The 22,853-nt window shown below is 65.9% G+C and carries 19 protein-coding genes; 12 read left to right on the top strand and 7 right to left on the bottom strand.

The window, feature by feature from the left end; all coding sequences use genetic code 11:
- Positions 1-165: 165 nt before the first annotated feature.
- From J1N60_RS12150 to J1N60_RS12140, 3 genes are all read right to left on the bottom strand, one after another.
- Positions 166-621, bottom strand: coding sequence for an SRPBCC family protein (locus J1N60_RS12150; protein WP_312907754.1), 456 nt, complete (start codon positions 619-621; stop codon positions 166-168).
- A gap of 134 nt (positions 622-755) precedes the next feature.
- The gene (ppc, locus tag J1N60_RS12145; protein ID WP_312907752.1) at positions 756-3,446 is read right to left on the bottom strand and encodes a phosphoenolpyruvate carboxylase; all 2,691 of its coding nucleotides are present in this window, start codon (positions 3,444-3,446) and stop codon (positions 756-758) included.
- 294 nt (positions 3,447-3,740) lie between these two features.
- Positions 3,741-4,070: a transcription factor S gene (locus tag J1N60_RS12140; RefSeq protein ID WP_312907751.1), complete on the bottom strand. Its 330-nt coding sequence runs from the start codon at positions 4,068-4,070 to the stop codon at positions 3,741-3,743.
- 122 nt (positions 4,071-4,192) lie between these two features.
- On the opposite strand from J1N60_RS12140, the gene J1N60_RS12135 reads away from it, so the two are divergent.
- Positions 4,193-4,801: a DUF6663 family protein gene (locus J1N60_RS12135; protein ID WP_312907749.1), complete on the top strand. Its 609-nt coding sequence runs from the start codon at positions 4,193-4,195 to the stop codon at positions 4,799-4,801.
- 45 nt (positions 4,802-4,846) lie between these two features.
- On the opposite strand, the gene J1N60_RS12130 is transcribed toward J1N60_RS12135, so the two are convergent.
- The gene (locus J1N60_RS12130) at positions 4,847-5,743 is read right to left on the bottom strand and encodes a DUF8054 domain-containing protein (protein ID WP_312907747.1); all 897 of its coding nucleotides are present in this window, start codon (positions 5,741-5,743) and stop codon (positions 4,847-4,849) included.
- A gap of 123 nt (positions 5,744-5,866) precedes the next feature.
- Here J1N60_RS12130 and J1N60_RS12125 point away from each other — a divergent pair, with 123 nt between their 5' ends.
- From J1N60_RS12125 to J1N60_RS12095, 7 genes are all read left to right on the top strand, one after another.
- Positions 5,867-6,946: a TrmB family transcriptional regulator gene (locus J1N60_RS12125; RefSeq protein ID WP_312907745.1), complete on the top strand. Its 1,080-nt coding sequence runs from the start codon at positions 5,867-5,869 to the stop codon at positions 6,944-6,946.
- 220 nt (positions 6,947-7,166) lie between these two features.
- Complete coding sequence (locus J1N60_RS12120; RefSeq protein WP_312907743.1) at positions 7,167-8,654, top strand: extracellular solute-binding protein; 1,488 nt, start codon at positions 7,167-7,169, stop codon at positions 8,652-8,654.
- On the top strand, positions 8,651-9,673 hold the full coding sequence (locus J1N60_RS12115; RefSeq protein WP_312907742.1) for a carbohydrate ABC transporter permease: 1,023 nt from the start codon (positions 8,651-8,653) through the stop codon (positions 9,671-9,673). Before J1N60_RS12120 ends, J1N60_RS12115 begins: the two co-directional genes overlap by 4 nt.
- A 1-nt stretch (position 9,674) precedes the next feature.
- Entirely contained in the window at positions 9,675-10,703 is a 1,029-nt protein-coding gene (locus J1N60_RS12110; protein ID WP_312907740.1) for a carbohydrate ABC transporter permease, read from the top strand.
- A 28-nt stretch (positions 10,704-10,731) separates the two neighbouring features.
- Positions 10,732-11,985 carry an ABC transporter ATP-binding protein gene (locus tag J1N60_RS12105; protein ID WP_312907738.1) on the top strand — a complete coding sequence of 418 codons (1,254 nt, stop codon included), beginning with the start codon at positions 10,732-10,734 and terminating at the stop codon, positions 11,983-11,985.
- Positions 11,978-12,181, top strand: coding sequence for a DUF8005 family protein (locus tag J1N60_RS12100; protein WP_312907736.1), 204 nt, complete (start codon positions 11,978-11,980; stop codon positions 12,179-12,181). Before J1N60_RS12105 ends, J1N60_RS12100 begins: the two co-directional genes overlap by 8 nt.
- A 4-nt stretch (positions 12,182-12,185) precedes the next feature.
- On the top strand, positions 12,186-13,256 hold the full coding sequence (locus J1N60_RS12095; protein WP_312907734.1) for a Gfo/Idh/MocA family protein: 1,071 nt from the start codon (positions 12,186-12,188) through the stop codon (positions 13,254-13,256).
- An 89-nt stretch (positions 13,257-13,345) separates the two neighbouring features.
- On the opposite strand, the gene J1N60_RS12090 is transcribed toward J1N60_RS12095, so the two are convergent.
- Positions 13,346-14,044, bottom strand: coding sequence for a helix-turn-helix domain-containing protein (locus J1N60_RS12090; RefSeq protein ID WP_312907733.1), 699 nt, complete (start codon positions 14,042-14,044; stop codon positions 13,346-13,348).
- Positions 14,045-14,127: 83 nt separating this feature from the next.
- On the opposite strand from J1N60_RS12090, the gene hutU reads away from it, so the two are divergent.
- Genes hutU through hutI form a run of 3 tightly spaced genes read left to right on the top strand, consistent with a single transcriptional unit; the run spans position 14,128 to position 18,259 of the window.
- A complete protein-coding gene (gene hutU, locus J1N60_RS12085) occupies positions 14,128-15,975 on the top strand; it encodes a urocanate hydratase (protein WP_312907732.1) in 1,848 nt (615 codons plus the stop codon).
- On the top strand, positions 15,972-16,925 hold the full coding sequence (gene hutG / locus J1N60_RS12080; protein ID WP_312907730.1) for a formimidoylglutamase: 954 nt from the start codon (positions 15,972-15,974) through the stop codon (positions 16,923-16,925). Before hutU ends, hutG begins: the two co-directional genes overlap by 4 nt.
- Positions 16,913-18,259 (top strand): imidazolonepropionase, encoded by a 1,347-nt coding sequence (gene hutI, locus J1N60_RS12075; protein WP_425499290.1) that lies wholly within the window; start codon positions 16,913-16,915, stop codon positions 18,257-18,259. Before hutG ends, hutI begins: the two co-directional genes overlap by 13 nt.
- Positions 18,260-18,336: 77 nt before the next feature.
- Here the strand turns inward: hutI and J1N60_RS12070 are convergent, their stop codons facing one another.
- Complete coding sequence (locus tag J1N60_RS12070) at positions 18,337-18,690, bottom strand: hypothetical protein (protein WP_312907728.1); 354 nt, start codon at positions 18,688-18,690, stop codon at positions 18,337-18,339.
- A 94-nt stretch (positions 18,691-18,784) separates the two neighbouring features.
- Here J1N60_RS12070 and hutH point away from each other — a divergent pair, with 94 nt between their 5' ends.
- Positions 18,785-20,434 carry a histidine ammonia-lyase gene (gene hutH, locus J1N60_RS12065; RefSeq protein ID WP_312912583.1) on the top strand — a complete coding sequence of 550 codons (1,650 nt, stop codon included), beginning with the start codon at positions 18,785-18,787 and terminating at the stop codon, positions 20,432-20,434.
- Between the two features lie 65 nt (positions 20,435-20,499).
- Here hutH and J1N60_RS12060 read toward each other — a convergent pair whose 3' ends face one another.
- On the bottom strand, positions 20,500-22,491 hold the full coding sequence (locus tag J1N60_RS12060; protein WP_312907727.1) for a bacterio-opsin activator domain-containing protein: 1,992 nt from the start codon (positions 22,489-22,491) through the stop codon (positions 20,500-20,502).
- Between the last annotated feature and the right edge of the window lie 362 nt (positions 22,492-22,853).

Here is a 22,853-nt window from a genome sequence, read left to right as displayed (position 1 = left end):
CGGAAACGGCGGACTCGAGACTCGGGCTCGAGACTGAGCGAACGGTATCGCGAGACATCGGATACATCGCCTCACGGAAAACACTAGTCACGAGCTATCGGACTAGCTCGACACACCCCCATCGCGGTTCTCGATATCGCTAAAAAAGACGTGAACGGTGTCGGCTCAGGCTTCAATAACCGATGTCGCCTCAGCTTCGACGAGCTCTTTGGACGTCCGGAGCGAGTGTTTGAACTGGCGCTCGTTGTACCGCTTCGCGACGGGTTCGAGCACGCGCTCGATCAGCGAGTCGCCGAACTCGTAGTCGGCCCGCTGGACGACCTTCGTCCCGGAATCGGTCGCTGCGTAGTGGTAGTGTAGCTCCCCGGTCATACCGGGGCTCTCGAACGTGGTGATCGTGTGTTTATTCGGTTCGGCGATTCGCATCTCCATTTTACCGTCCATCGAGGTGCCGAGCAGCCTGTAAGTGGCGTTCATCAGGAGGGCGTCGTCGGTCTCCTCGACTATCTCGACGTCGGTCAGGCTGGGCATGGTTCGTCGCCAGTTCTCGGGGTCGATCCCGAACTGAAAGACGCGGTCTACGGGCGCTTCGACTTCGATCGTGTGCTCGAACGTGGGCATCTATATCATCTCTGTGTCAACTCTAATCACGCACTGATCTCTGCGAAGGAATCGGGTACGACGACGGCTGACTCACCTAATATAGGCGCGCTGAGGTAATAAGGCTATGCTCGGAAACGCGACGTCAGGGGCCGTTATCCCGTATTCTTCATCCCGGCGGCGATCCCCTTGACCGTCAGTCTGAGCGTTCTCTCTTCGACGTCGGTTCGGTGGGTTCGCCCCAGCAGGTGCGTCTGGAGGAAGTTGAGTGGATCGACGTAGGGGTTCCGCCGCTCGAGGTTCTCGCCCATCCAGTCGCGTGTGTGCAGGGTCTCGCGCTGGCCGATCGTCTTGACCAGGTCGACCGCGCGGTCGTACTCCTCGGTCACCCGTGGGAAGAACTGCTCTCGCAAGTCCTCGGTTGCCAGGTCGGCGTACTGCTCGGCGATCTCGAGTTCCGTTCGCGAGAGCGAGAGCGCCGCGTTGTCGAGCGTCGTGCGGAAGAACGGCCACTCCTCGTACATCGTCTGCAGGGTCTCGACGTCGCCACCGTCGTCGAGGTAGGCGTCGATGCCGTCGGCGACGGCGTACCAGCCCGGCAGGATGCACCGGGCCTGCGTCCAGGAGAAGACCCACGGGATCGCCCGCAGGTCCTCGACCGTTCGCTCACTGCTCCGGGAGGCCGGCCGCGAGCCCAGGTCGAGGTCCTCGATGACGGTGATGGGCGTCGCCTGCTCGAAGTACTGCACGAAGCCGTCGCTCTCGAGCAGGTCGCGGTACTCCTGGCGGGCCGCGTCGGCCATGGTGTCCATCGCCTCGACCCACTCGTCTTCGATGCGCTCCTCGGGTTGCTCGATCGCCTGCTTTCGCGCCCGCAACTGGGCGTTGAGCATCTGCTCGATGTTGCGCTCGGCGATGCGGGGGTTGCCGTACTTTTCGGCGATGGCCTCCCCCTGTTCGGTGAACTTGACCTGGCCGGTGACGGTGCTGTTGGGCAGTGCCAGCAGCGCCTCGCCCATCGGGCCTCCGCCGCGGGAGATGGACCCCCCGCGGCCGTGGAACAGGCGCATTTTCACGTCGTAGTCGTCGCAAATTTGTGCGAGTCGGCGCTGGTTCTTGTACAGCGACCAGTTCGCCGCCAGGAAGCCGTTCTCTTTGTTCGAGTCGGAGTACCCCAGCATGATCTCCTGGGTCCGCCCGCGGGCCTCGAGCACCTGCGAGTAGGCTTCGTTGTCGAACAGCGTGCCCATGATGCGGCGAGCGCCCGAGAGGGCGTACTCCGTCTCGAGCAGCGGCACGATGTCGATACCGCAGTGTTCCGGCAAGGAGATGATGCCGGCCTGGTCGGCCAGGAACAGCACCTCGAGGACGTGGGACGGCTCGTTGTTCATCGAGATACAGTAGGTGTCGATGGCCTCGTTGCCGTACTCGGCCTGCCAGTCAGCGAGGCTGTCGAAGAGGGTCACGACCCGACTCGAGGTGTCCGAGAGGTCCTCCGTCCGGGAGAGGTCGACGATCGGTTCGTCCTGGAGGACGGCGTCGGTGAGCAACTCGACGCGCTCGTCCTCCGAGAGGGATTTGTACTCGATGCCTTCCCGCGAGAGGACCTCGTCGATGGCGTCCGTGTGGTTCTGGCGGTGATCGCGCAGGTCGAGGCTGGCCAGCGAGAGGCCGAAGGTGGCGACCTGGCGTCGCAGGGGGTCGACGTGCGCTTCGACCACGGTTTCCCCGCTGTTCTCCCGGAGGCTGTCGGCGATGATCTCGAGGTCCTCCACGAGTTCGTCGGCGTCGTCGTAGCCGCCGGGGCGGACGTCGCCGACGCGCTCGAGGCGCTCGCGCATGAGCTTGAGCTTCTGGCGGTAGGGTTCGCCCGGGTAGCGTTCCTTCGCCGTCTTCGCGCTGCCCGGCAGTCGTTCCCGGTCGTCCTCGAGGGAGGCGTCGAACGTGTTGCCGGTGGTGATCCGACTGCCGTCCTGGCTGAGAACGCCCGAGAGCCGCTTGAGTTGCTCGCGGTAGCGGTCGATCACGACCTCGCGCTGTCGTTCGAGGGTGTTGGCCGTTACCTCTGGCGTGACGTAGGGGTTGCCGTCGCGGTCGCTCCCGGCCCACGAGCGGAACTCGAAGAGTTTGGGGACGTCGATGGCCCCGTCGAGTTCGTCGTCGAGCGCGTCCGCGAGTTCGTCGTACACCTCGCCGACAACGTCGAAGAGCGTGTTCTCGAGGTACCACTGGACGTTCCGGGCCTCGTCTTCGGGTTCGGGCTGGCGCTTGCGGACCTGCGGCGTCTGCCAGAGGCTCGTCACCTCGGCGTCGACGTCGCGCCAGACCTGCTCGCGTTCCTTGTCGGTTAGCAGACGCTCGTCGAGCGTCTCGAGGTGGGTTGCCACCGTTCGGAGTTTCGACTTGACGGTCTTCCGACGGGCCTCCGTCGGGTGGGCTGTGAACGTCGGTTCGATGAGCACGTCGTCGAGGATGCCTTCGACAGCCTCGAGATCGGCCTCGGACAGCTCTTCGGCGGCCGTCTCGAGGCTGTCGTCGAGCGTTCCGTCCTGGGAATCCTGTCGAATCGACCGGACGCGCTCGCGTTCCTCGGCGAGGTTGATCAGTTCGAAGTACGTCGTGAACGCACGGGCGACGACGCGTTGCTGGTGTGGCGACAGCCCCTCGAGTTCGGTGGCCAGTGGCTCTCGTGACTCGAGGTCTCCCGCGCGGTAGTCGATGGCGGCCGTTCGACAGGATTCGACGGTGTCGAACGCACGACGCGACGTCTGGTCCTCGAGAACGTCACCCAGGAGGGCTCCGAGTTCGCGAACGTCCTGTCGGACTTCCCTGTTGTGCAGTCGCATACCAACACTCTACGGGCCCTATTGCTAAAAACTCCGTACAGCGCGAAAGTTTGCCACGTGAATCGTCTTTCGTGAAGGTTGTGAGTCCCGGGAACTAACGAAGCGAACGACTCCTCGAGCCTGGTGTACTCGTCGGTCGTCCTCGATTCGGTCCCGCTCGACCCGCTCGCATCCTTCTTGATGGGGTCGATAGCGTCAGCGAATTCGCTGCGTTCACTCGAACAGCACAGCAATTCGACGGGTGATTTCGAGGGAATCGCGAGTTCGACGGCACGCTCGAGGCAATCTCACACCTCAGTTGTACTCGCGCCAGCGATAGCCGCACTCGGTACACTTGAAGAACCGCGTCGGCGGCTCGTCGGCCGAGGCCGTCTGCTTGATCGTGTACCAGGCCTCTTCGGTGCCACACTCGTCACAGCGGACGTCGCTCGCGATTGGCTTTCCCTCGAAGTTCGCGTCCTCGTCGGACTCGATCACGTCGTCGAACGTCTGGGACTCGGTCGTGACGAACGAGGCCTCCTGTTCCCGGTCTCGAGCCGTCGACGCCCCGCAGTCGTCGTTGGTACAGACCATGTGGTCCCCATCGGCTTTCATCATCGAACCGCAGTCGTCGCAGAACTGCATACCAGAGCTATCGGCTCGAGGGGCAAAAACGATGCGTCAGGTGGCTCGGCCGAGACGCGTCGAAGACGGCTTTCGACACTCGAGACGGAGCCTATTTCGGCCCACAGCCGCGAGTGTCGCACATGAACCAGACCACCGAGACCACCGTCCGCGTCCTCCCGGGCCGGACCGACGACGAGTGGCTCCTCCTCGAGGTAGACACGGCTGATCCGACATACGTCGAGCAGCCCGACCCGGACGGCGACCGCGGTTCGGACGACGAAGCGGATCGAAACGGCCCCGGTCTCGATCACGGTAACCGCATCGAGGTGATGCTCGAGTGGGACGACGGCGAACCCAGACTCGCTTCCTGGACGGTTCTCGAGCCGACCCGGTTTCGCTTCCGTCGGACGGACGCCCCCGTCTTCCAGGCTGCCCAACATTGCTTCGAGGAGGCCCGACGAGCGGGCGAGGCGATGAACGCCCGCGTGATTCACGACACCGACGGCCGCCCGAACGGCGTCGTCTACACCTTCGCGGATCAGCCGGGTCAGCGCGACCTCTACGCCGAGTTTCGCGACGGCGAGAAGCCCCTCGAGCCCTTGCTCGAGCGCGCCGCCGAGTCGACCGAGCCGCCGTTTTCGGTCTGGGTGCTCGACGTGAGCGAGCCGTTCGTGCTCGTGACGATCGTCCTCGATCCGGACGGGTTGCTCGAGGAGAAGATGCGCGAGACGTACGACGGTTCTCGGTAGGTATCGACGCCTCCGGTTTCGGGGCGAGTTCCGCGATTTAGCCGGTCACTCGTAGGTGAAAAAGCGGACGTTACAGGACGGACAGACCAGTTTTTCTTGCGGCGTCTTGCCGACTGGCGTCGCTTCGCCACAGCAACTCGCGCGCGTGATCGTCACCTCGCCGCCACAGAGCGGGCACTCCTCGAGTAACGACCGCAGGGGGCGACCAGCGGCGCGAGCGACAGCGTCGTCGACTCGCTCTTCGAGCGCACGGGCCGCGGCGAGTTCGGCAATGGCCACTCCCTGGTGGAGCGTCACGGGCGCGCCCTCGGCCGGATCGAGGATGACGACGGGGCGACCCCACTGCCGACGTGTGCGCGTGTCGACGTCTGCCGGCGTCACCTCGTCGGCCACGTCGGCCAGCGCCTCGAGGTCGAGGTGACGAAGCGACGCCATCTCGCGACGCCAGTCCTCGCGGAAGTCCGGGTCGAGCACCACGTCCTCGTTCTCGAGGTCGACGACGCCGGCCTCGAGCAACGTGGTGAGGACCGCTTCTCCGTCCGGTGGGGTGTCGTCGCTCGAGCCCGCGCTCGCGTTCGCGTTCGTAGCCGTATCCGTGGCCGCGGTCGAACTCGTCGTCGATCCAGATCCCTCGACTGTTCCGAGCCTGCCAGCGTCGGCCAGCGATCCGGTCGTCGACCTCCTCTCGTGACCGAACGGATCGACCGGCAGCCTGGCGACGAGCTTCGGCGCCAGGTGGGGCGTGTACGGGACGAGGTAGCCCCGGAGGGCGATCCCGGCCAATCCGGTGAGCGCGACCCCCACCGCGGTCCGCCGCCGCCCCCTGAGAGCGAGGACGCCGACCACCGCGACGAGCAGCGCGACGTTGGTCACCGTACACGGCCAGCAGCGATTCTCCCCGGTGTACTCCGGGCGTCGAACGCGCTCGAGCAGCGAAGCCATGCAGGGCAGTTTCTGATGGGAGGGCTTGAGTGTGGCGCTGGAGACAGGCTTTTTACAACGGGTGTTATACGTCGACTGGAATGCACGTGCGCCCTCCACAGTCAAGCAGGCTGGTGGTTCGACATGGACGGTGACGAACTGATCGCGACGCTCGAGGACGCGGGCCTCTCGCCGTACCAGGCCGACGCCTTCGTGACGCTGCTCGAACTGGGCGCTGCGTCGGCAACCGACATCGCCCACGCCAGCTCCGTCCCCGATCCGCGAATCTACGACGTCCTGCGCGGACTCGAGGACGACGGATACATCGAAACCTACGAACAGGACAGCTTGCACGCCCGCGCCCACGACCCGGGTGAGGTCCTCGCCGACCTTCGCTCGCGGGCCAGTCGCTTCGAGACGGCCGCCACGGAGATCGAAGAGCGCTGGAACCGGCCCGACATCGAGGACCACAAAGTCAGCATCGTCAAGCGACTCGATACGGTGCTCACACAGGCCGAGGAACTGATCCGGGAGGCGACGACGCAGGTGCAGGTCGGCCTGACGGTCGAGCAGTACCACGAACTCGAGGACGCGCTCGCGTCGGCACTCGAGCGGGGCGCCGACGTGAAGGTGTGTCTGTTCCCGTCGGTCGACGCCGAGATGGACCTCCCGTCGACGGAGTCGCTCGCGCGGACCTGCACGGAGGCCCGACGTCGACCGATCCCCTCACCGTTCGTCGCGCTCGTCGATCGAACCTGGACGTGTTTCTCTCCGCACGGGTACTCGACGAACGAGTACGGCGTCATCGTCAACGACCGGACCCACACCTTCGTCTTCCACTGGTACTTCCTGACCAGCCTCTGGGAGGTTCACGAGACGGTGTACTCGGCCCGAAATGACGAGTTCCCCGTCACATACGTCGACCTCCGGCACTGCCTGCGCGACGTCATCCCCCTGCTCGAGGACGGGGTGACGATCGAGGCGACGGTCGAGGGAATCGAGACCGATTCGGGACTAGAGGTCACGCGGTCCGGGACGGTGACGGACGCCACCTACGCGGGCGTCACGACGGAAGCCGATCACCCGGCCCCGCTGGCACAGCTCGCGGGCGAGGCGTCGATCACCCTCGAGACCGAGGACGGACCCGTCACTATCGGCGGCTGGGGCGCGATGCTCGAGGACCTCGAGGCGACTCGCATCACGCTCGACTCGAGTGCTCGGTGAGTTCTTGAAGTATTACCTCTTCACGAATAGTTACTACGTCCGAGTACTATTGTCGAGCAACGTCGTTGCATCGAATCCGCCGACTCGAGCCGGTATTCGTAGCGTAGATGCTGTCTTCTTTGGAATCCGTGCCGCTCGACGACTGTCTTTGTCTCATTTACAACACCTGTTGTACCTGATCCAGTAGTTATAAATACGAACGACATTGTTATCTCCGGCTATGAGTGAGAGAAACTCACAGGGGAGCGACGGAATCGACTCGAGCGTCTCGCGTCGGACGTTCGTGAAGGCAGCGGGGGCGAGCGGGGCTGCCGTGAGTCTCGCGGGATGTATTTACGGAGACGATGGCGATGGCGGCTCCGGGAACACCATTACGATCGCGATGGGATCGACGACTATCTCGGACATCGAGGACAACCTCCCGGACCTACTCCACGAGAACGGGCTGAGCGACGACGTCGAGATCGACTTCAGTTCCCAGGAGGACGACTCCGGCGCGCAGCGAGACCAGTACATTTCGTTGCTCGAGGCCGAAGAGTCCAGCCCCGACCTGTTCATGATGGACACCGGGTGGGCGAACGTGTTCATCGAACAGGGCTACATCGCTAACCTCTCGGAGGAACTCGACGACGACACCCTCGATCGGATCGACAGCGACTACTTCGAGGCGTTCACCAACACCGTCCGCGATACCGAGAGCGGCGACCTCTACGGAATCCCGCTGTTCCCGGACTACGCGGTCATGCTGTACAACAAGGAGTACGCGCGTGAAGCCGGCTACTCCGACGACGACTTCGAGCAGTGGGAGACCGAGCCGATGACCTGGCAGGAGTGGTCCGAGACGGCCCAGGAGGTCACCGAGGCGTCGAACGCCGAGTTCGGCTTCTCGACCCAGTGGGACATCTACGAGGGGACCGCCTGCTGTACGCTCAACGAGGTCATGACATCCTTCGGCGGCGCGTACTTCGGCGGCGAGGAGAACCTGGGCGGCCCGGTCGGCGACCGCCCGGTCACCATCGACGAACCGGAGTTCATCGAGGCGCTCAGCATGATGTACACGCTCGCCGCCGAAGAGGAAGACGAGAACACGCTCGACGACTACCCGATCGGCGTGGCGTCGCCGGACATCACCCAGTGGGACGAGAATCCGGCGCTCTCTCCGTTCACGGAGGGACAGGCCGCGTTCCATCGCAACTGGCCCTACTCGATCGTCGAGACGCTCAGCGGCGACTACGACTTCGAGGATCAGGACGACCTCGGAACGATGCCGCTCCCCTACGCCGTCGAGGACGGCGAGGGCGCCCATCCCGGCACGGGCGGCTCGACCTCCGCACAGGGCGGCTGGCACATCTGTATGAACCCCAACACCGAGCGCAAGGAGGACGCGCTGGAGGTGCTCACCGCGATGACCGAGGACGACTTCAACCTCGGGATGCTCGAAGCCATCGCGTGGCTCCCGCCGAAACCGGACCTCTTCGACTCCGAGGAGGCGACCGACCCCGACGCCGTCGGCGTCGTGGCCCACTACATGAACACGCTTCAGGTCGCTGGCGAAGGAGCGATGCCGCGACCGGTCACCACGGCGTGGCCCTCCCAGGCGAACGCGATCGCCGAACAGGCTAACCAGGCCGTCGCTGGCCAGAAGAGCCCCGAGGAGGCCGCCGCCGAGCTCCAGACGTCCATCGAGGACATCGAATCCTCACAATGAGCACCGAAGGTGAGGCGGCCGGGACCGCTCGAGAATCGCGGCGGTCGGGGCCGCTCGTCGCGGCTACGCGGTGGCTCGAGAACCTCGGGGAAACCGCGTTCGCGTACCTTCTGTTGACACCCGTGTTCGTCCTGCTCGGGACGATCGCGCTCTATCCGCTGTTGCGGACGTTCGAACTGTCCTTGTACACGGGGATCCTGGGTAATTCAGAGCAGGAGTTCGTCGGCCTCCAGCACTACGTCGACCTGTTCAGCGGCGACGCGAACCCGAAACTCCCCGGCTCGGTGACTTTCCTCCCCGATGTAACCACGAGCGGGAACTTCCCGTTCGTCCACGTCGAGGGCTGGGCACGGAGTACCCTGGTCGTGACGATACTCTTCGCCGCCATCAGCGTCTTCTTCGAGACGATCATCGGGTTCGGCCAGGCGCTCGTCCTCGACAAGGACTTCCGGGGCCGTCGGTGGGTCCGCGCGGCGATCATCATCCCGTGGGCGATTCCGCTGGTCATCCAGGGGATGATCTTCTACCTCATGTTCCATCCGAGCACCGGATTCCTGACCCAGTACCTCTCGTCGTTCGGGATCGTCGCACCGACGAACACACTCAACGATCCGACGAGCGCGTTCCTGATCGTCACCGTGGCCGACATCTGGAAGACGACGGCGTTCATGGCGCTGCTCATCCTCGCGGGGCTCCAGAGCATCGACCGGAGCCTCTACGACGTCGCGAAGGTGTCGGGCGCCACGCGCTGGCAGCAGTTCAAGCTCATCACGTTCCCGCTCGTCTTGCCGGCGCTCGGCATCGCCGTCCTCTTCCGGACGATCGACGCCATGCGCGTCTATGGGCTAATCGACTCCGTCTCGAGCTGTACGACCGTCCCCTCGCTGTCGTGCATGGTCGTCGAGACCTTCTACTCGAATCGCGGGCTCGCCTCGGCGGTCGCGTTCGTCACGGCGGGCATCATCGGCGTGGTCGTGATCGGCGTCATCTACCAGCAGTACAAGGAGGGTGGGATCTGACATGGCGACGCCATCTACGACGGAACCGGAAGTGGAACCAGACGCGGCGGACGCTGCCGACGACCGCGAACGCAAGCAGGGGCCACTCGGCCGCTGGACGCGCGGCGTCCTCGAGGAGGAAGCAAAGCGCCAGCGCCTCTACCGGGCGCTGTTCTGGACCGCCTGTGCGTTCTTCCTCGTGACGACGCTGTTCCCGTTCTACTGGCTGCTCGTGCTCGCGCTGACGCCGAACAGCCGGATTCTCACCGGCGACTGGTCACTGCCAGTGATCGGGATCGAGTTCCCGCACCCGCAGGGATTCAACGTCACCGCGTTCGTCGAGGTGTTCCAGGAGGTGCCCTTCCACCTCTTCGTCTTCAACAGTTTCGTGTTGGCGACGACGACCACGATCATCGTCCTCGCCGTCGCGACACTCGCCGGGTACGTCTTCGGGCGCCTCGAGTTCCCCGGCCGCGGAGCGCTCATGCTCGCGGTGCTGGTGATCTCGTACTTCCCGCCGGCAGCGTTCCTGATTCCGCTGTTCGACGCATTCCTCGGGAACGCGGTCGTGATCCCGTTCCTGGGCGTCGAACTGTTCCAGTCGCCACGGCTCGTGAACACGCCGGGTTCGATGATCATGCCGTTCAGCGCGCTGTTCTTGCCGCTGGCGATCTTCATCTTGACGACGTTCTACGCCCAGATTCCCGACGGCCTCGAGGATGCCGCGCGCGTCGAGGGAACGACCCGGCTCGGGGCGCTGTTCAGAGTGATCATGCCGCTGTCGGCGCCCGGAATCGCGACTGCGGCCGTGTTGACGTTCATCTCGGTCTACAACGAGTACTTCTTCAGTTCGATCATGGCGCTGGAGAACCAGCCCCAGAACTGGTCGCCGCTGGTTGGCGGCATCCTGAGCTACCAGACCCAGTACACGACCGACTTCAACCTCATGGCGGCGGCGAGCATCGTCGGGGTCCTCCCCGTCGTCGTGCTCGTCATCGTCGCCCAGGAACGCATCGTCAGCGGACTGACCGCCGGCGCACTCAAAGAATGACCACACGCAGCACCCACTATCACCACCAATGGCACGCGTAACACTCGAACACGTCACGAAACGCTACGAAGACGTCACCGCAGTCGACGACATGAACCTCGAGATCGAAGACGGGGAGTTCGTCTGCCTCGTCGGCCCCTCGGGGTGTGGGAAGTCGACGACGATGGAGACTATCGCCGGCCTCACGAAGCCCACGGAGGGCACGATTCACATCGGAGATCGAGACGTCACGAAACTCCCACCGAAGGATCGCGGGGTGTCGATGGTCTTCCAGAACATCGCGCTGTTCCCGCACATGAACGTCTACGAGAACATCTCCTTCGGCCTTCGACTCCGAAAGTACGACAAGGACGAGATCGATCGCCGGGTCGACCAGGCCGCCGACATCGTCCAGCTCGAGGGCATGCTCGAGCGCGAGCCGAACGAGCTCTCGGGCGGGCAGCAACAGCGGGTGGCTATCGCGCGGGCGATCGTCCGCGAACCGGACGTCTTCCTGATGGACGAGCCGCTGGCGAACCTCGACGCCAAGCTCAGAGTCCACATGCGGACCGAGTTACAACGGCTGCACAAACAGCTCGAGACGACGATCATCTACGTCACCCACGACCAGGCCGAGGCGATGACGATGTCCGACCGCATCGCCGTCATCAACGCCGGCGAACTCCAGCAGATCGACCCGCCACTGGTCTGTTACAACGAACCCGCGAACCGGTTCGTCGCCGGCTTCATCGGCTCGCCGTCGATGAACTTCGTCGAGGGCGAGATCACCGCCGGTGGACTCGCGACCGACCACTTCGACCTCGAGTTCGACGCCAGCGCTGTCGACATCCCGTCGGGTGAGGCGATCACGATGGGGGTCCGGCCCGAGGACATCTACCTGACCGATAACGCCGACTCGGCGACCAGCGCCTCCGAGGTTATCGAGGCTCGGACGGACGTCCTCGAGCCGATGGGCGATCAGATCTTCGTCTACCTGTCGCTCGACGACGCGGGCACCGAGATGATGACGAGCGACGAGGCGTCGGCGGCCTCGAACCAGCTTCTGATGAGCGTCGATCCGGACACGGACATCGACGAGGATCAGTCGATTTCGGTAGTGCTCGACCGGTCGAAGGTGCACCTGTTCGATCCCGGGACGGGGAACGCGATCGCTCACGGGATCGAGTCGCTGGCTCAGGACACGTCCGGAGTCGGGGCCGAAGCGGAATCCGAAACAGGGGCCGGGCCAGGGGCTGCCGACGTCGCTCGAGCCGACTCCGAGTCGGGTGGTCGCCGTGAGTAGCCTGATTCCGGTGGTCTACTACGGCGGGTTGACGATCCTGTTTTTCTTCTGGATCTACGGCATCGTCTCGTTCGCCCTCGACGTCAAGAACAAAATCCTCCCGGGCATCGCCCAGTACCGTCGCGGACGCGCCAAACGCGAACAGCGACGTGAACAGGAGCGCGAACGAACCGAACGGGAGGAGCAACTGTACTGAATCGATGACCGACGAGACACCCCTCCGTTCCGGAATCGTCGGCTGCGGCAACATCGGCCAGTACCACGCCGACCGCCTCCAGGAACTCGGCGCCGACCTCGTCGGCGGCATGGACGTCTCGACGCAGGCTCGCGACCGGTTCGCCCAACGTTACGGCGTCGACGCATACGACGATCACCACGCGCTCTACGACGCGATCGACGTAGTCGTGATCACCACGCCTAATCGGTTTCACGAGGAGTACGCGGTCGACGCGTTCGAGCACGACCTGCACGTCCTGCTCGAGAAGCCGCTGGCACACTCCCTCGAGAGCGCCGAGCGCATCGCGGCGGCGGCGAGAGAGAGTAGGGGCACCTGCACGGTCGGCTTCCACAACCGATTTCGAAATGCCGTCCGCCTCGTCGCCGACCGAATCGAACGCGGCGACCTGGGCGAAATAACTCACGTCGAGGCGAACTACGTCCGCCGGCGAGGCGTTCCGGGTCGCGGCTCCTGGTTCACCCGTCGAGACATCGCCGGCGGCGGCGCACTGATCGACCTCGGGGTCCACGCCATCGACCTCGCGCTCTACCTGCACCAGCAGCCGGAGGTCAGCAACGTCTCGGGAGTCACGAGAAGCGAATTCGGCTCTCGCGAGGACTACGCCTACCTCGAGATGTGGGGCGAGGACGCCGGGCCGGAGGGGTTCGACGTCGACGACTCCGCCAGCGCGTTCGTTCGATGCGCGGACGATCGAACGATCTCGCTCGAGGTCGCCTGGGCGACGAACCGTCCGCCGACCCACGAGTTCGTCGTCCAGGGGACCGAGGCCGCCGCCCGATTCGACCTGCTTGAAGACCAGGTGACGCTCCACACCGCGAGTCCGGACGGGGCGAACCACTTCGTAGATTCGACGCTCGAGCCGGCAGCGAACGACGCACACTCGGACGAGCAGCGGGCGTTCCTGGGGGTGATCAGAGGTGGGGAAGACGCCGTCGGCGCGAGCGCCGAGGAGGCACTCGCGGTGCAGCGGGTCGTCGATTCGATCTACCGCTCGAGCGACGAGGGGCACCCGATCACGCTCGAGCAGTCCTGATCCATAGGGTACGTCCACTGTGCTCGATCGGCTCGATCGTGTCTGAGTCAGACAATCGACGCTCGAGTAGGAACTGATCGGCGAAACGGTTACTCGAGGTACCGCCCGGCGACCGATTCCAGAATTTTCCGCTCGGCCTGCCGACGGTGTTCGTCGGCGGTACGCCGATCGATGCCCACTGACTCGGCGACGGCCGCCATCGACGTCTCTCGAGGGATCTCGTAGTACCCGCGCTCGTAGGCTGCGGCGAACACCTGGCGCTGTCTTCGCGAGAGCGCCGGCAACGGCTCGCCGATCCCGTCCGGCGTCCGGTTGCGGTCGAGACTGTCGAAGGAGAGGTCCCGCTTCGACTCGACCGTCACGTCGAAGTCTTCGAGCAGGTCGTGATAACAGTGGGTCAGGTGGGCGGACTCGAGTGCCAGGAGGCGAATCGACCGCGCCCCGTCGGCGTATCGAATCGGCGGCAACAGGAGACAGCCGTGTTCGTCCAGAATGCCGTCGACGACCGTCGCCTCGAGGGCCTTGACGCAGTTTCCGGTGACCGCCACGGCGTCCGACCCGTCGACGATGGCGTCCTCGATCCCGGCGAACGCGTCGATGGCCTCGAGGGCTGCCTCGCGACGACCGGTCTCGCACTCGAGGAGCAACAGGTCGCTGTGGTCGTTACACCACAGCGAGAGCCGCGCGTCGAACGCCGCGGTGATCGCATCGTAGGAACCGAACTCGGGCTCGGACCCGCAGCCAGATCCGCTTTCGCACCCGGCAAGGCGGAACGTCGCTTCGTACACGCCCAACCTGAGGGTGCCCACGTATATAGTACCAGGCGTGTGGCGACTGGAAACACTTGCCGACTCCCCACGTGTGTGCAGGTATGGCAGACTCGCCTTCGAATCTCGAGCGCGACCAGGACGCGTCGACCGACTGGGAGGGCATCGGCGACCCGAGCGAGCAGTGGCGATCCTATCGAGGCGCGCCGACCGGCACCGACCTCGAGTGTCGCGGCTGGCGCCAGGAAGCGGCGTTCCGTATGCTGAACAACAACCTCGACCCCGAAGTGGCCGAGGACGCGGAGTCGCTCGTCGTCTACGGCGGCACCGGCCGGGCGGCCCGGTCGTGGGACGCCTACGACGCGATCTGCGATCAGCTGAGGGACCTCGGCGACGAGGAGACCCTGCTCGTCCAGAGCGGGAAGCCCGTCGGCCGATTCACGACCCACGAGCGAGCCCCGCGCGTGCTCATCGCGAACTCGAACCTGGTCGGCAAGTGGGACGACTGGGAGCACTTCCACGAACTCGAGGCCCGCGGAAAGATCATGTACGGGCAGATGACTGCCGGGTCGTGGGCCTACATCGGGACTCAGGGGATCATCCAGGGTACCTACGAGACGCTGGCCGAACTCGGTCGCCAGCACTTCCCCGACCGCGAAGGTCTCGAGGGCCGGATCGTCGTCACCGCCGGTCTCGGCGGGATGGGCGGCGCCCAGCCGCTGGCCGTGACGATGAACCACGGCGTCTGCATCGCCGCCGACGTCGACGAAACGCGGATCGAGCGCCGCCTCGAGACCGGCTACTGTCAGGAACGCGCCCCGGACCTCGAGACGGCCATCGAGCGCGCGGAGGAAGCGGCGGAGGCTGGCGAGGCCTACAGCGTCGCCGTCCATCTGAACGCCGCAGACATGCTCGAGTCGATGCTCGAGCGCGGGTTCGTCCCGGACGTGATCACCGACCAGACGAGCGCCCACGACGAACTCGAGGGGTACTACCCCGCTGGCTACTCGGTCGAGGAGGCCGACGCCCTGCGGGAGCGAGACCCCGAGGCGTACGTCGAGGAGAGCCTCGCGACGATGGAGCGCCACGTCGACGGCGTCCTCGAGTTACAGGAGCGGGGCGCCATCGCGTTCGAGTACGGGAACAACATTCGAGGGCAGGTCCAGGACTATCGGCGTGGCGCGAACGGCGGGGGTGGCGCGGGCGACGGTGACGAGAGCGAAAACCCGTGGCCCCTCTCGGGCGCCGACTCGAGCGACCGGCAACCGTTCGACTTCCCCGGCTTTGTCCCCGCCTACGTCAGGCCGTTGTTCTGTGAGGGGAAAGGGCCCTTCCGCTGGGCGGCGCTCTCGGGCGACCCCGCCGACATCCACCGCACGGACGACGCCGTCCGAGATCTGTTCCCCGAGAAGGAACACCTCGCCCGATGGATCGACCTCGCCCAGGAGCACGTCGAGTTCCAGGGACTCCCCTCGCGGGTCTGCTGGCTCGGGTTCGCCCGCGAGGAGGACGGCCTCACCGAACGCGCACGGTTCGCCCTCCGGATCAACGACCTCGTCGCCGACGGCGAGATTTCGGCGCCAATTGTCGTCACGCGCGACCACCTCGACGCCGGATCGGTCGCCAGCCCGAACCGGGAAACCGAGGCGATGGCCGACGGCACCGACGCGGTCGCCGACTGGCCGATCCTGAACGCCCTCCTGAACTGCGCCGCGGGCGCCGACATCGTCAGCGTTCACGACGGCGGCGGCGTCGGCATCGGGAACGCCCTCCACGCGAACAACCACGTCGTCCTGGACGGAAGCGATCTCGCCGCCGAGAAGGCCCGCCGCGTCTTCACCACCGATCCCGGCATGGGTGTCGTTCGGCACGCCGACGCCGGCTACGACGAGGCGCTTGAGGAAGCCCGCGAGTCGGACGTCACGATTCCGATGGGTGGTGACGAGCGGTGACCGCGTTTACCAATCCGGTCGAGTGGGAGAGCCCCTCGAGCGACCCCAACGACGAGACGTTCGGCGACGTGGTCGCGGCGGCGAAACTCGACCGCGCGGGCGAGTACGACGCTGTGCTGGTCGGGGAGCCCTCTGACATCGCTGTCATCGGCCGTCGCGGGGCCCGTGAAGGGCCGCGGGCGATCCGGGAGTCGATGGCCGGCGTGAAAACCCACCACTTCGAGGTGGGTTCAGTCGGCTCGAACGGCGCGAACAGCGCGAACGGTTCGGTCGCCCCAATCGGCGACCTCGGCGACCTCGAACTCCCCGATACCGACGTTTCGACCGTTCAGGAACGAGCCGAAGCGGCCGCCCAGGCCGTCTACGAGACCGGCGCTCGCCCCGTCTTCCTCGGTGGCGACAACTCCCTGACCGTGGCGAACGTCTCGCCCTTGCTCGCCGACGGCTCCGTCGGCGTCGTCAGCCTCGACGCCCACCTCGACTGTCGGGAGCCGATCGACGGTCCCTTGAGCGGCACGCCTTACTACCAGCTTCACGAGCGCGGCCTGGACGCCTTCGCCGTCGTCGGCGCACGCCACTTCGAGACCTCGAGCGCGTATGCTGAGTACGTCGATGAGCAGGATGGAACGGTCGTCACTGCAGAAACCGCTCGCCAGGATCTCGAGACCGCGGCGACCCGGGCACTCGAGGCGATGACCGGCGTCGATCGGATCTTCCTCAGCCTGGACGTGGACGTGCTCGACGCGGCGTTCGCACCGGGGGTCAGCGCGCCAACGCCGGGTGGGTTGACGACGACCGAACTGTACCCGCTCCTCCGACGAATCGCGGTCGACGAGCGCGTCGCCGGATTCGAGGTGGTCGAGTGTGCGCCGCCGCTCGATCGCGGTGGAATGACGAGCGACGCGGCAGCTCGAGCCGTCGCGCACGTGCTCGCGGGGTGGTCGGCGTGAGTCGCGATACGGGCGCTCCCGAAACCGAGGGCCACACCACTGTCGTCTACGGCGCGAGCGAACTGGTGGTCGGCCCGACAGCGGACGAAGCCGCGAGCCAGGACGGAAATGGAAACCGGAACGGAAGCGCGGACGACGGAGCGCCCCTCGAAACCGTCGAGAACGGCGCGTTCGTCGCCGTCGACGGTGAGGTCGTCGCGGTCGGTCCCACGGACGACATCGTTCGAGAACACCCGCCCGAGAACGCCGACACGGCCGTCGACGCGAGCGGCCGAGCCATCGTCCCCGGATTCGTCGACCCACACACCCACGCAGTCTTTGCCGGGGACCGCTCCGACGAGTTCGAGGCCAAACTCGAGGGGACGAGCTACCAGGAGTTGCTCGCGCAGGGCGGCGGCATCCTTCGAACCGTACGAGCAACGCGCGAGGCGAGCCTCGAACACCTCGTCGAGAACCTGCTCGACCACCTCGACGTCATGCTCGCCCACGGGTCGACGACCGTCGAGGTCAAATCCGGCTACGGACTCGAGACCGAGACCGAGTTGCGAATGCTCGAGGCCATCGACGCCGCGAACGACCGCCATCCAGTCGACCTCGTGCCGACCTATCTCGGCGCCCACGCGGTTCCGGAGGGGAGCGACGCCGACGACTACGTCGAATCCGTCGTCGACGATCAACTACCCGCGGTGGCCGAGCAGGGAATTGCCCGTTTCTGCGACGTCTTCTGCGAGGAAGGCGCGTTCTCCGTCGACCAGTCGCGACGGGTGCTCGAGGCCGGCCTGGAGCACGGCCTCGAGCCGAAGGTCCACGCCGAGGAACTGTCCCACCTGGGCGGGACGCAACTCGCGGCTGATCTCGAGGCTGCAAGCGCAGACCACCTGCTCTACGCGACTCCCGAAGACGTCGATGCGCTCGTCGAGGCCGGAACGGTTCCCGTCCTTCTTCCCGGCACCGCGTTCGGCCTCGGGGAGGCCTACGCCGACGCCGAGATGATGCTCGAGGCTGGCGCCCCGGTGGCAATCGCGACCGACTTCAACCCGAACTGCCACTCACGGAGCATGGAGTTCGTCCAGACGCTCGCGTGCGTCGAGATGGGCATGACGCCCGCAGAGGCACTGCTGGGTGCGACCAGGAACGCGGCCAGAGCGGTCGGCGCGACGGACGGGACGGGCACCCTCGCGGTCGGCACCCCCGCCGACGCGCTCGTGCTCGAGGCACCGCGCTACGCCCACCTCGCCTACCGGTTCGACACGACGGCGGTGGAGACGGTGCTGAAGCGAGGGCAGGTCGTCGTGGACAACGGCACGGCGCTCGAGGAGGTGCGTTCGTCGTGAGCGTTGCTGCGCTCGAGTCTGGTCGGGCGAGCGAATTCTCCCCGTTCGGATCGGTACGGAATACCAGTGTGGCGACCTCAGTAGGTGATGATTTCGTAGCCGTCGGCGACGAGGGATCGGACGCTCGGATGCCCCTCGAATTCGGCGACCTCCTCGACGGGTTCGTCCTCGACCTCGCCGTCGACGTCGTAGGCGTCGGCGCAGTACGAGCAGACCTGCGCGTGGTGCTCGACGGCGTCGTAGAGGGCGTGGTAGTCGTGGTCCTCGTCGGCGAGTTCGGGGACCCACTGGGTTCCCGCGCCGTCGAAGATGAGTTCGATCTCGTCGCCGTGGTCGTCGAACTCCTTGGCGGTCTGGAGGGCGTTGACGACGCGACCGAGGTCGGACGGTGCTTCGGTGCCAGCGAGAACGATGATCGCGGTCTTTGGCATGTGGTCGACCGTTTACGGCGGACGGAAAGGACGGTTGTGCGCTCGTGTGCAGGTGGCCCACGAACGAACGGAGAACGGCGGGACGGAGGCCAGCATGACTGACGACGACAGCGGCCCCGTCGAACTCGACGGCCGATCGCTCACCCCCGAGGACGTCGTCGCCGTCGCTCGAGACGGCGCCCCGGTTACGATCACGACGGACGCCCGCGAGCGCGTTCGCGTCTCCCGCGAGCGCGTCGAGGACGTGATCGAGAGCGGCGAACCCGTCTACGGCCTCAACACGGGCTTCGGCGAACTGGTCGACGAACGGATCCCACCGGACCAGATCGAACGCCTCCAGACCAACCTCCTGCGGAGCCACGCCGCCGGTGCGGGTCGAGAGTGTACCCGCGAGGAAGTTCGGGCGATGATGGTCTCGCGGGTCAACGCGTTAGTCGCGGGCTACTCTGGCGTGCGCGAGGTCGTCGTCGATCATCTCGTGACGCTGCTCAACGAGGACGTCCAGCCGGTCGTCCGCTCTCGCGGCAGCCTCGGCGCCAGTGGCGACCTCGCGCCGCTCGCCCACCTCTCGCTGGTCCTCATCGGGGAGGGCGAAGCCATCCTCCGGGACGACGAGGGGCCGATGCGCGTCGACGGCGAGGTGGCCCTCGAGGCGGTCGGGCGCGAGCCCCTGTCGCTCGCGCCGAAGGAGGGGTTGGCGCTGATCAACGGCACCCAGCTGACGGTCGGACTCGCGGCGATGCTCGTCGTCGACGGCGAGCGGCTGCTCCGAGCCGCGGACGCCGCAGGCGCGCTCACGACGGAGGTGACGCTGGGAACGACGGCCACGTCCGACGCGGCCATTCACGACGTGCGGCCCCACGTGGGCCAGCAACGAAGCGCCGCGGCGGTTCGCGCGCTGACGGCCGACAGCGACGTCGTCGAGGCCCACCGAAACTGCGACCGCGTCCAGGACGCCTACTCCCTGCGGTGTCTCCCGCAGGTCCACGGGGCCGTCCGCGACGCGGTCGCCCACCTCCGGGAGGCCGTGACGGTCGAGCTCAACAGCGCGACCGACAATCCGCTCGTCTTCTCTGCTGAGGACGCGGACGACCGCGCCTCCGGAACCGACCGCGCGGCCGTCATCTCCGGGGGAAACTTCCACGGCCAGCCCCTCGCCTTACGTCTCGAGTACGCCCGCCTCGCGCTGACCGACCTGGGAGCCATCGCCGAGCGCCGGATCGATCGCATCCTCAATCCGAACCTCCAGGAGGACCACCTGCCGCCGTTTCTCGCCCCCGAGAGCGGCCTGCAATCGGGCTACATGATCGCCCAGTACACCGCCGCCGCCCTGCTCAACGAGTGCCGCTCCATCGGCGCGGCCTCGAGCGACAACACGCCGGTCAGCGGCGGCCAGGAGGACCACGTCAGTATGAGTTCGCAGTCGGCGCTGAACGCCCGACGAGTGCTCGAGAACGTCCGTCGGATCGTGGCGACCGAGGCGGTCTGTGCGACGCAGGCGGCCGACTACGTCGGCAACGCCGAGGACGTCGACGTCCTCGCGCCGACGGCCGATCGGGCGGCGACGGCCGCCGCCCTCGGGAACGGAACCGGGGCGCTCTACGAACACGTCGGGCAGTTCGTCCCGCCGCTCGAGGACGACCGCGTGCTGGACGGCGAACTCGACGCGGTTGCCGACGCCATCGCCTCCGGGGGGATCGATTCCGTCGTGGTTCCGGTGCTCGAGGCTGGGGACGAACAGTAACGTGGTGCTCGAGGCCGAGGCGTACAGTAGCCTCCAGTTATCGAGGTCGGGGGAGGGGGCTCCGCCTAGTCGGTCCCGTCCTCGTCGAAGAAATCCCGAAGGATTTCCTGTAAGCCCCGCCGGAGGTGCTGATGCATCGTCGGCGCGGCGATGCCCATCGATTCGGCGATTTCCTCGCCCGTACTTCCCCGCGGCCAGTCGAAGTACCCGCCGTAGTACGCCAGTCGGAGCGCCGTGAGCTGACGATCCGTGAGTCGGTCGGTAATTCGATTGCGTCTGTCGCGAGCGGTCATCACCGGCCTGTCGGCCTCGCGTTTGGAGACGAGTTCGGTCTGTGCGTAGACCCGCTTCATCGCCTCGACGATCTCTCGCGTATCGGTCTCCCGGGAGACCTCGGCCGTCAGGTACCCGACGCCGTCCTCGACGGTAACGTCGCGCACTGTCGCCCCGTATCCGGTGAGCGTTCGAACCGCGGACTCCGAGAGCCGGATCTCGATCGTCGCCTGGTTGTCGCCGTCGTGGATCAGCCGACACTCCTCGACGGTGGGGTGGGCGGACGCCTCGTCGTACACCGTCCCCCCGTCGAGTCCCTCGACCGTCACGTACTGGTAAGTTCGACCGGCGGCCGTCGCCCCCGACCACTCGAGGGTACACGTACAGTCGTACTGCTCTGAGAGGTCGAACGAGAACGAGTCGCCACCCTCGATCCGGAACTCGAGGACCGTCACGGCGTCGGCAAACAGCAGCCGACGGTTCTTGATCGCGTTGATGGCGAAGCCGATCGTCTCGCCGAGGAGTCGAAAGGCGGACTCCTCGCGCTCGCCGAAGGCGTCCGCTCGACGAGCCAGCACGGCCAGCACGCCGTACACGCTGTCACCGTGGGCGAGCGGGACCGCCAGCGCCGATTCGATGCCGTGTTCGCGGGCGGCCTCTCTGAGGGGATCGGGGAGTTTCGCCCTTTCCGACAGGTCGTTCCTCGACTGAATCGTGTTCTCCCGCATTGCACGGACGATGGGGCGGTCGGGGTCCGGGTCGAGGTCGAGCCCCTGAATTCGTTCGAGATAGGACTCGACGTCGCCACACCCCGTCTGGTAGACCACGTCGTCGTTCCCGGAGGGCCGAGAGATCCACGCCCCGCAGTAGAGATCGGAGGCGACGAGTTGCTCGCAGACGGCGTCCTCGACGGCCGATTGCGTCGGCGCTTCGACGAGCGTCTCGATGATGCGCCGAACGACGGCGTTGATCCGGTTGAGCAACTCGAGTTGATCCCGGCGCTGTCGAAGCGCTTCCTCCCTATTCGCCCGTTCGGTGACGTCGCGCGCCAGCCAGATAACGGCCCGCTGATCGGCCGAACGCAGGTCGATCGGGGCGACTCGCGCCTCGTACAGCCGAACGCCTTCGGTCGTGTTCGTCTCGTACTCGACGTGTTCGATGGCGTCGTTCTCGAGGGCTGCCGTGACCGCCTCGTGTAAGCGATTCGCCTGCGGGTCCGGAAACGCGTCCCACAACGTCTGTCCGACGAATTCCGTCGAAGCGACGGTGTAGAGGTCGGCTGCATCTGGTCGAACGTTCGCGTCGAGGTAGGTTCCGTCCGCCCCGATCACGAAGACCTCGTCGGGTAACGTCGTCGCGAGCAACTCGGCAGCGGTCGTGACGGGTCGGGGCGAACCGGTGTCCTCGAGAGCGCGCTCCCAGTGGATCTCTACCCGGTCGTCGATCGCCCCGAGTGACGCTGTGGGAACGTAATCGTCGGCACCGCCCCGGATCGCGGCGGTCGCGAGCCGGTCGGACCCCTCCGGGGAGACGACGATCGTTCGTCGCCGATCGATTCCGTCCGTCAGCGTCTCGAGTATCGACCGAACCCACGACTCGTCACGAGCACAGACGACGACCACCGGAAACTGTTCGGCGCCGTCCTCGAGGAGTCGACGACACGCCTCGCTCGAGGTGACGGTTCGTACCGGACGGTCGAGACCGTCCGCGAGTTCGTCGACGAGCGCCTCGGCGTCCGCCGATGAGGCGATGAGGACTGCGTGTGAATCGGTGCTGGTCGACATAGTCGGATCACGGCCGTGGGTCCTGCAACGGCAATCGGTCGGTGCGTACGCCTCCTCCAGTGACGGTAGCCGGATACGCTATCAGATGATATGCGCCCGTCGGAGAGGGTGAGCGGGGTTCTCGAGGGACAGCGTCGACTCCTCAACGGTAGCATGGACGCACGAACGAACCGTCCGTGTCGACTGTACCATTTCGAGTCCCCCCGTTCTTGTTAGTCCGTTGGCAACCCGGGTGGATAAATGGTTCGCTACGCTCGATTCTCGCCCGACTACAGCGTAGCGACGCGACGTAGCCGCCGTGTTGCGGTTTATCCAGTTGCATATTCCGTTCACGCGATACGAACGATCGCCGTGACTTATAC

It is taken from the genome of Natronosalvus caseinilyticus (assembly GCF_017357105.1).
In the GTDB taxonomy this organism is placed as follows: domain Archaea; phylum Halobacteriota; class Halobacteria; order Halobacteriales; family Natrialbaceae; genus Natronosalvus; species Natronosalvus caseinilyticus.
The sequence above is the reverse complement of the archived record's forward strand: the minus strand, read 5'-3'. Positions and strand labels throughout refer to the sequence as shown.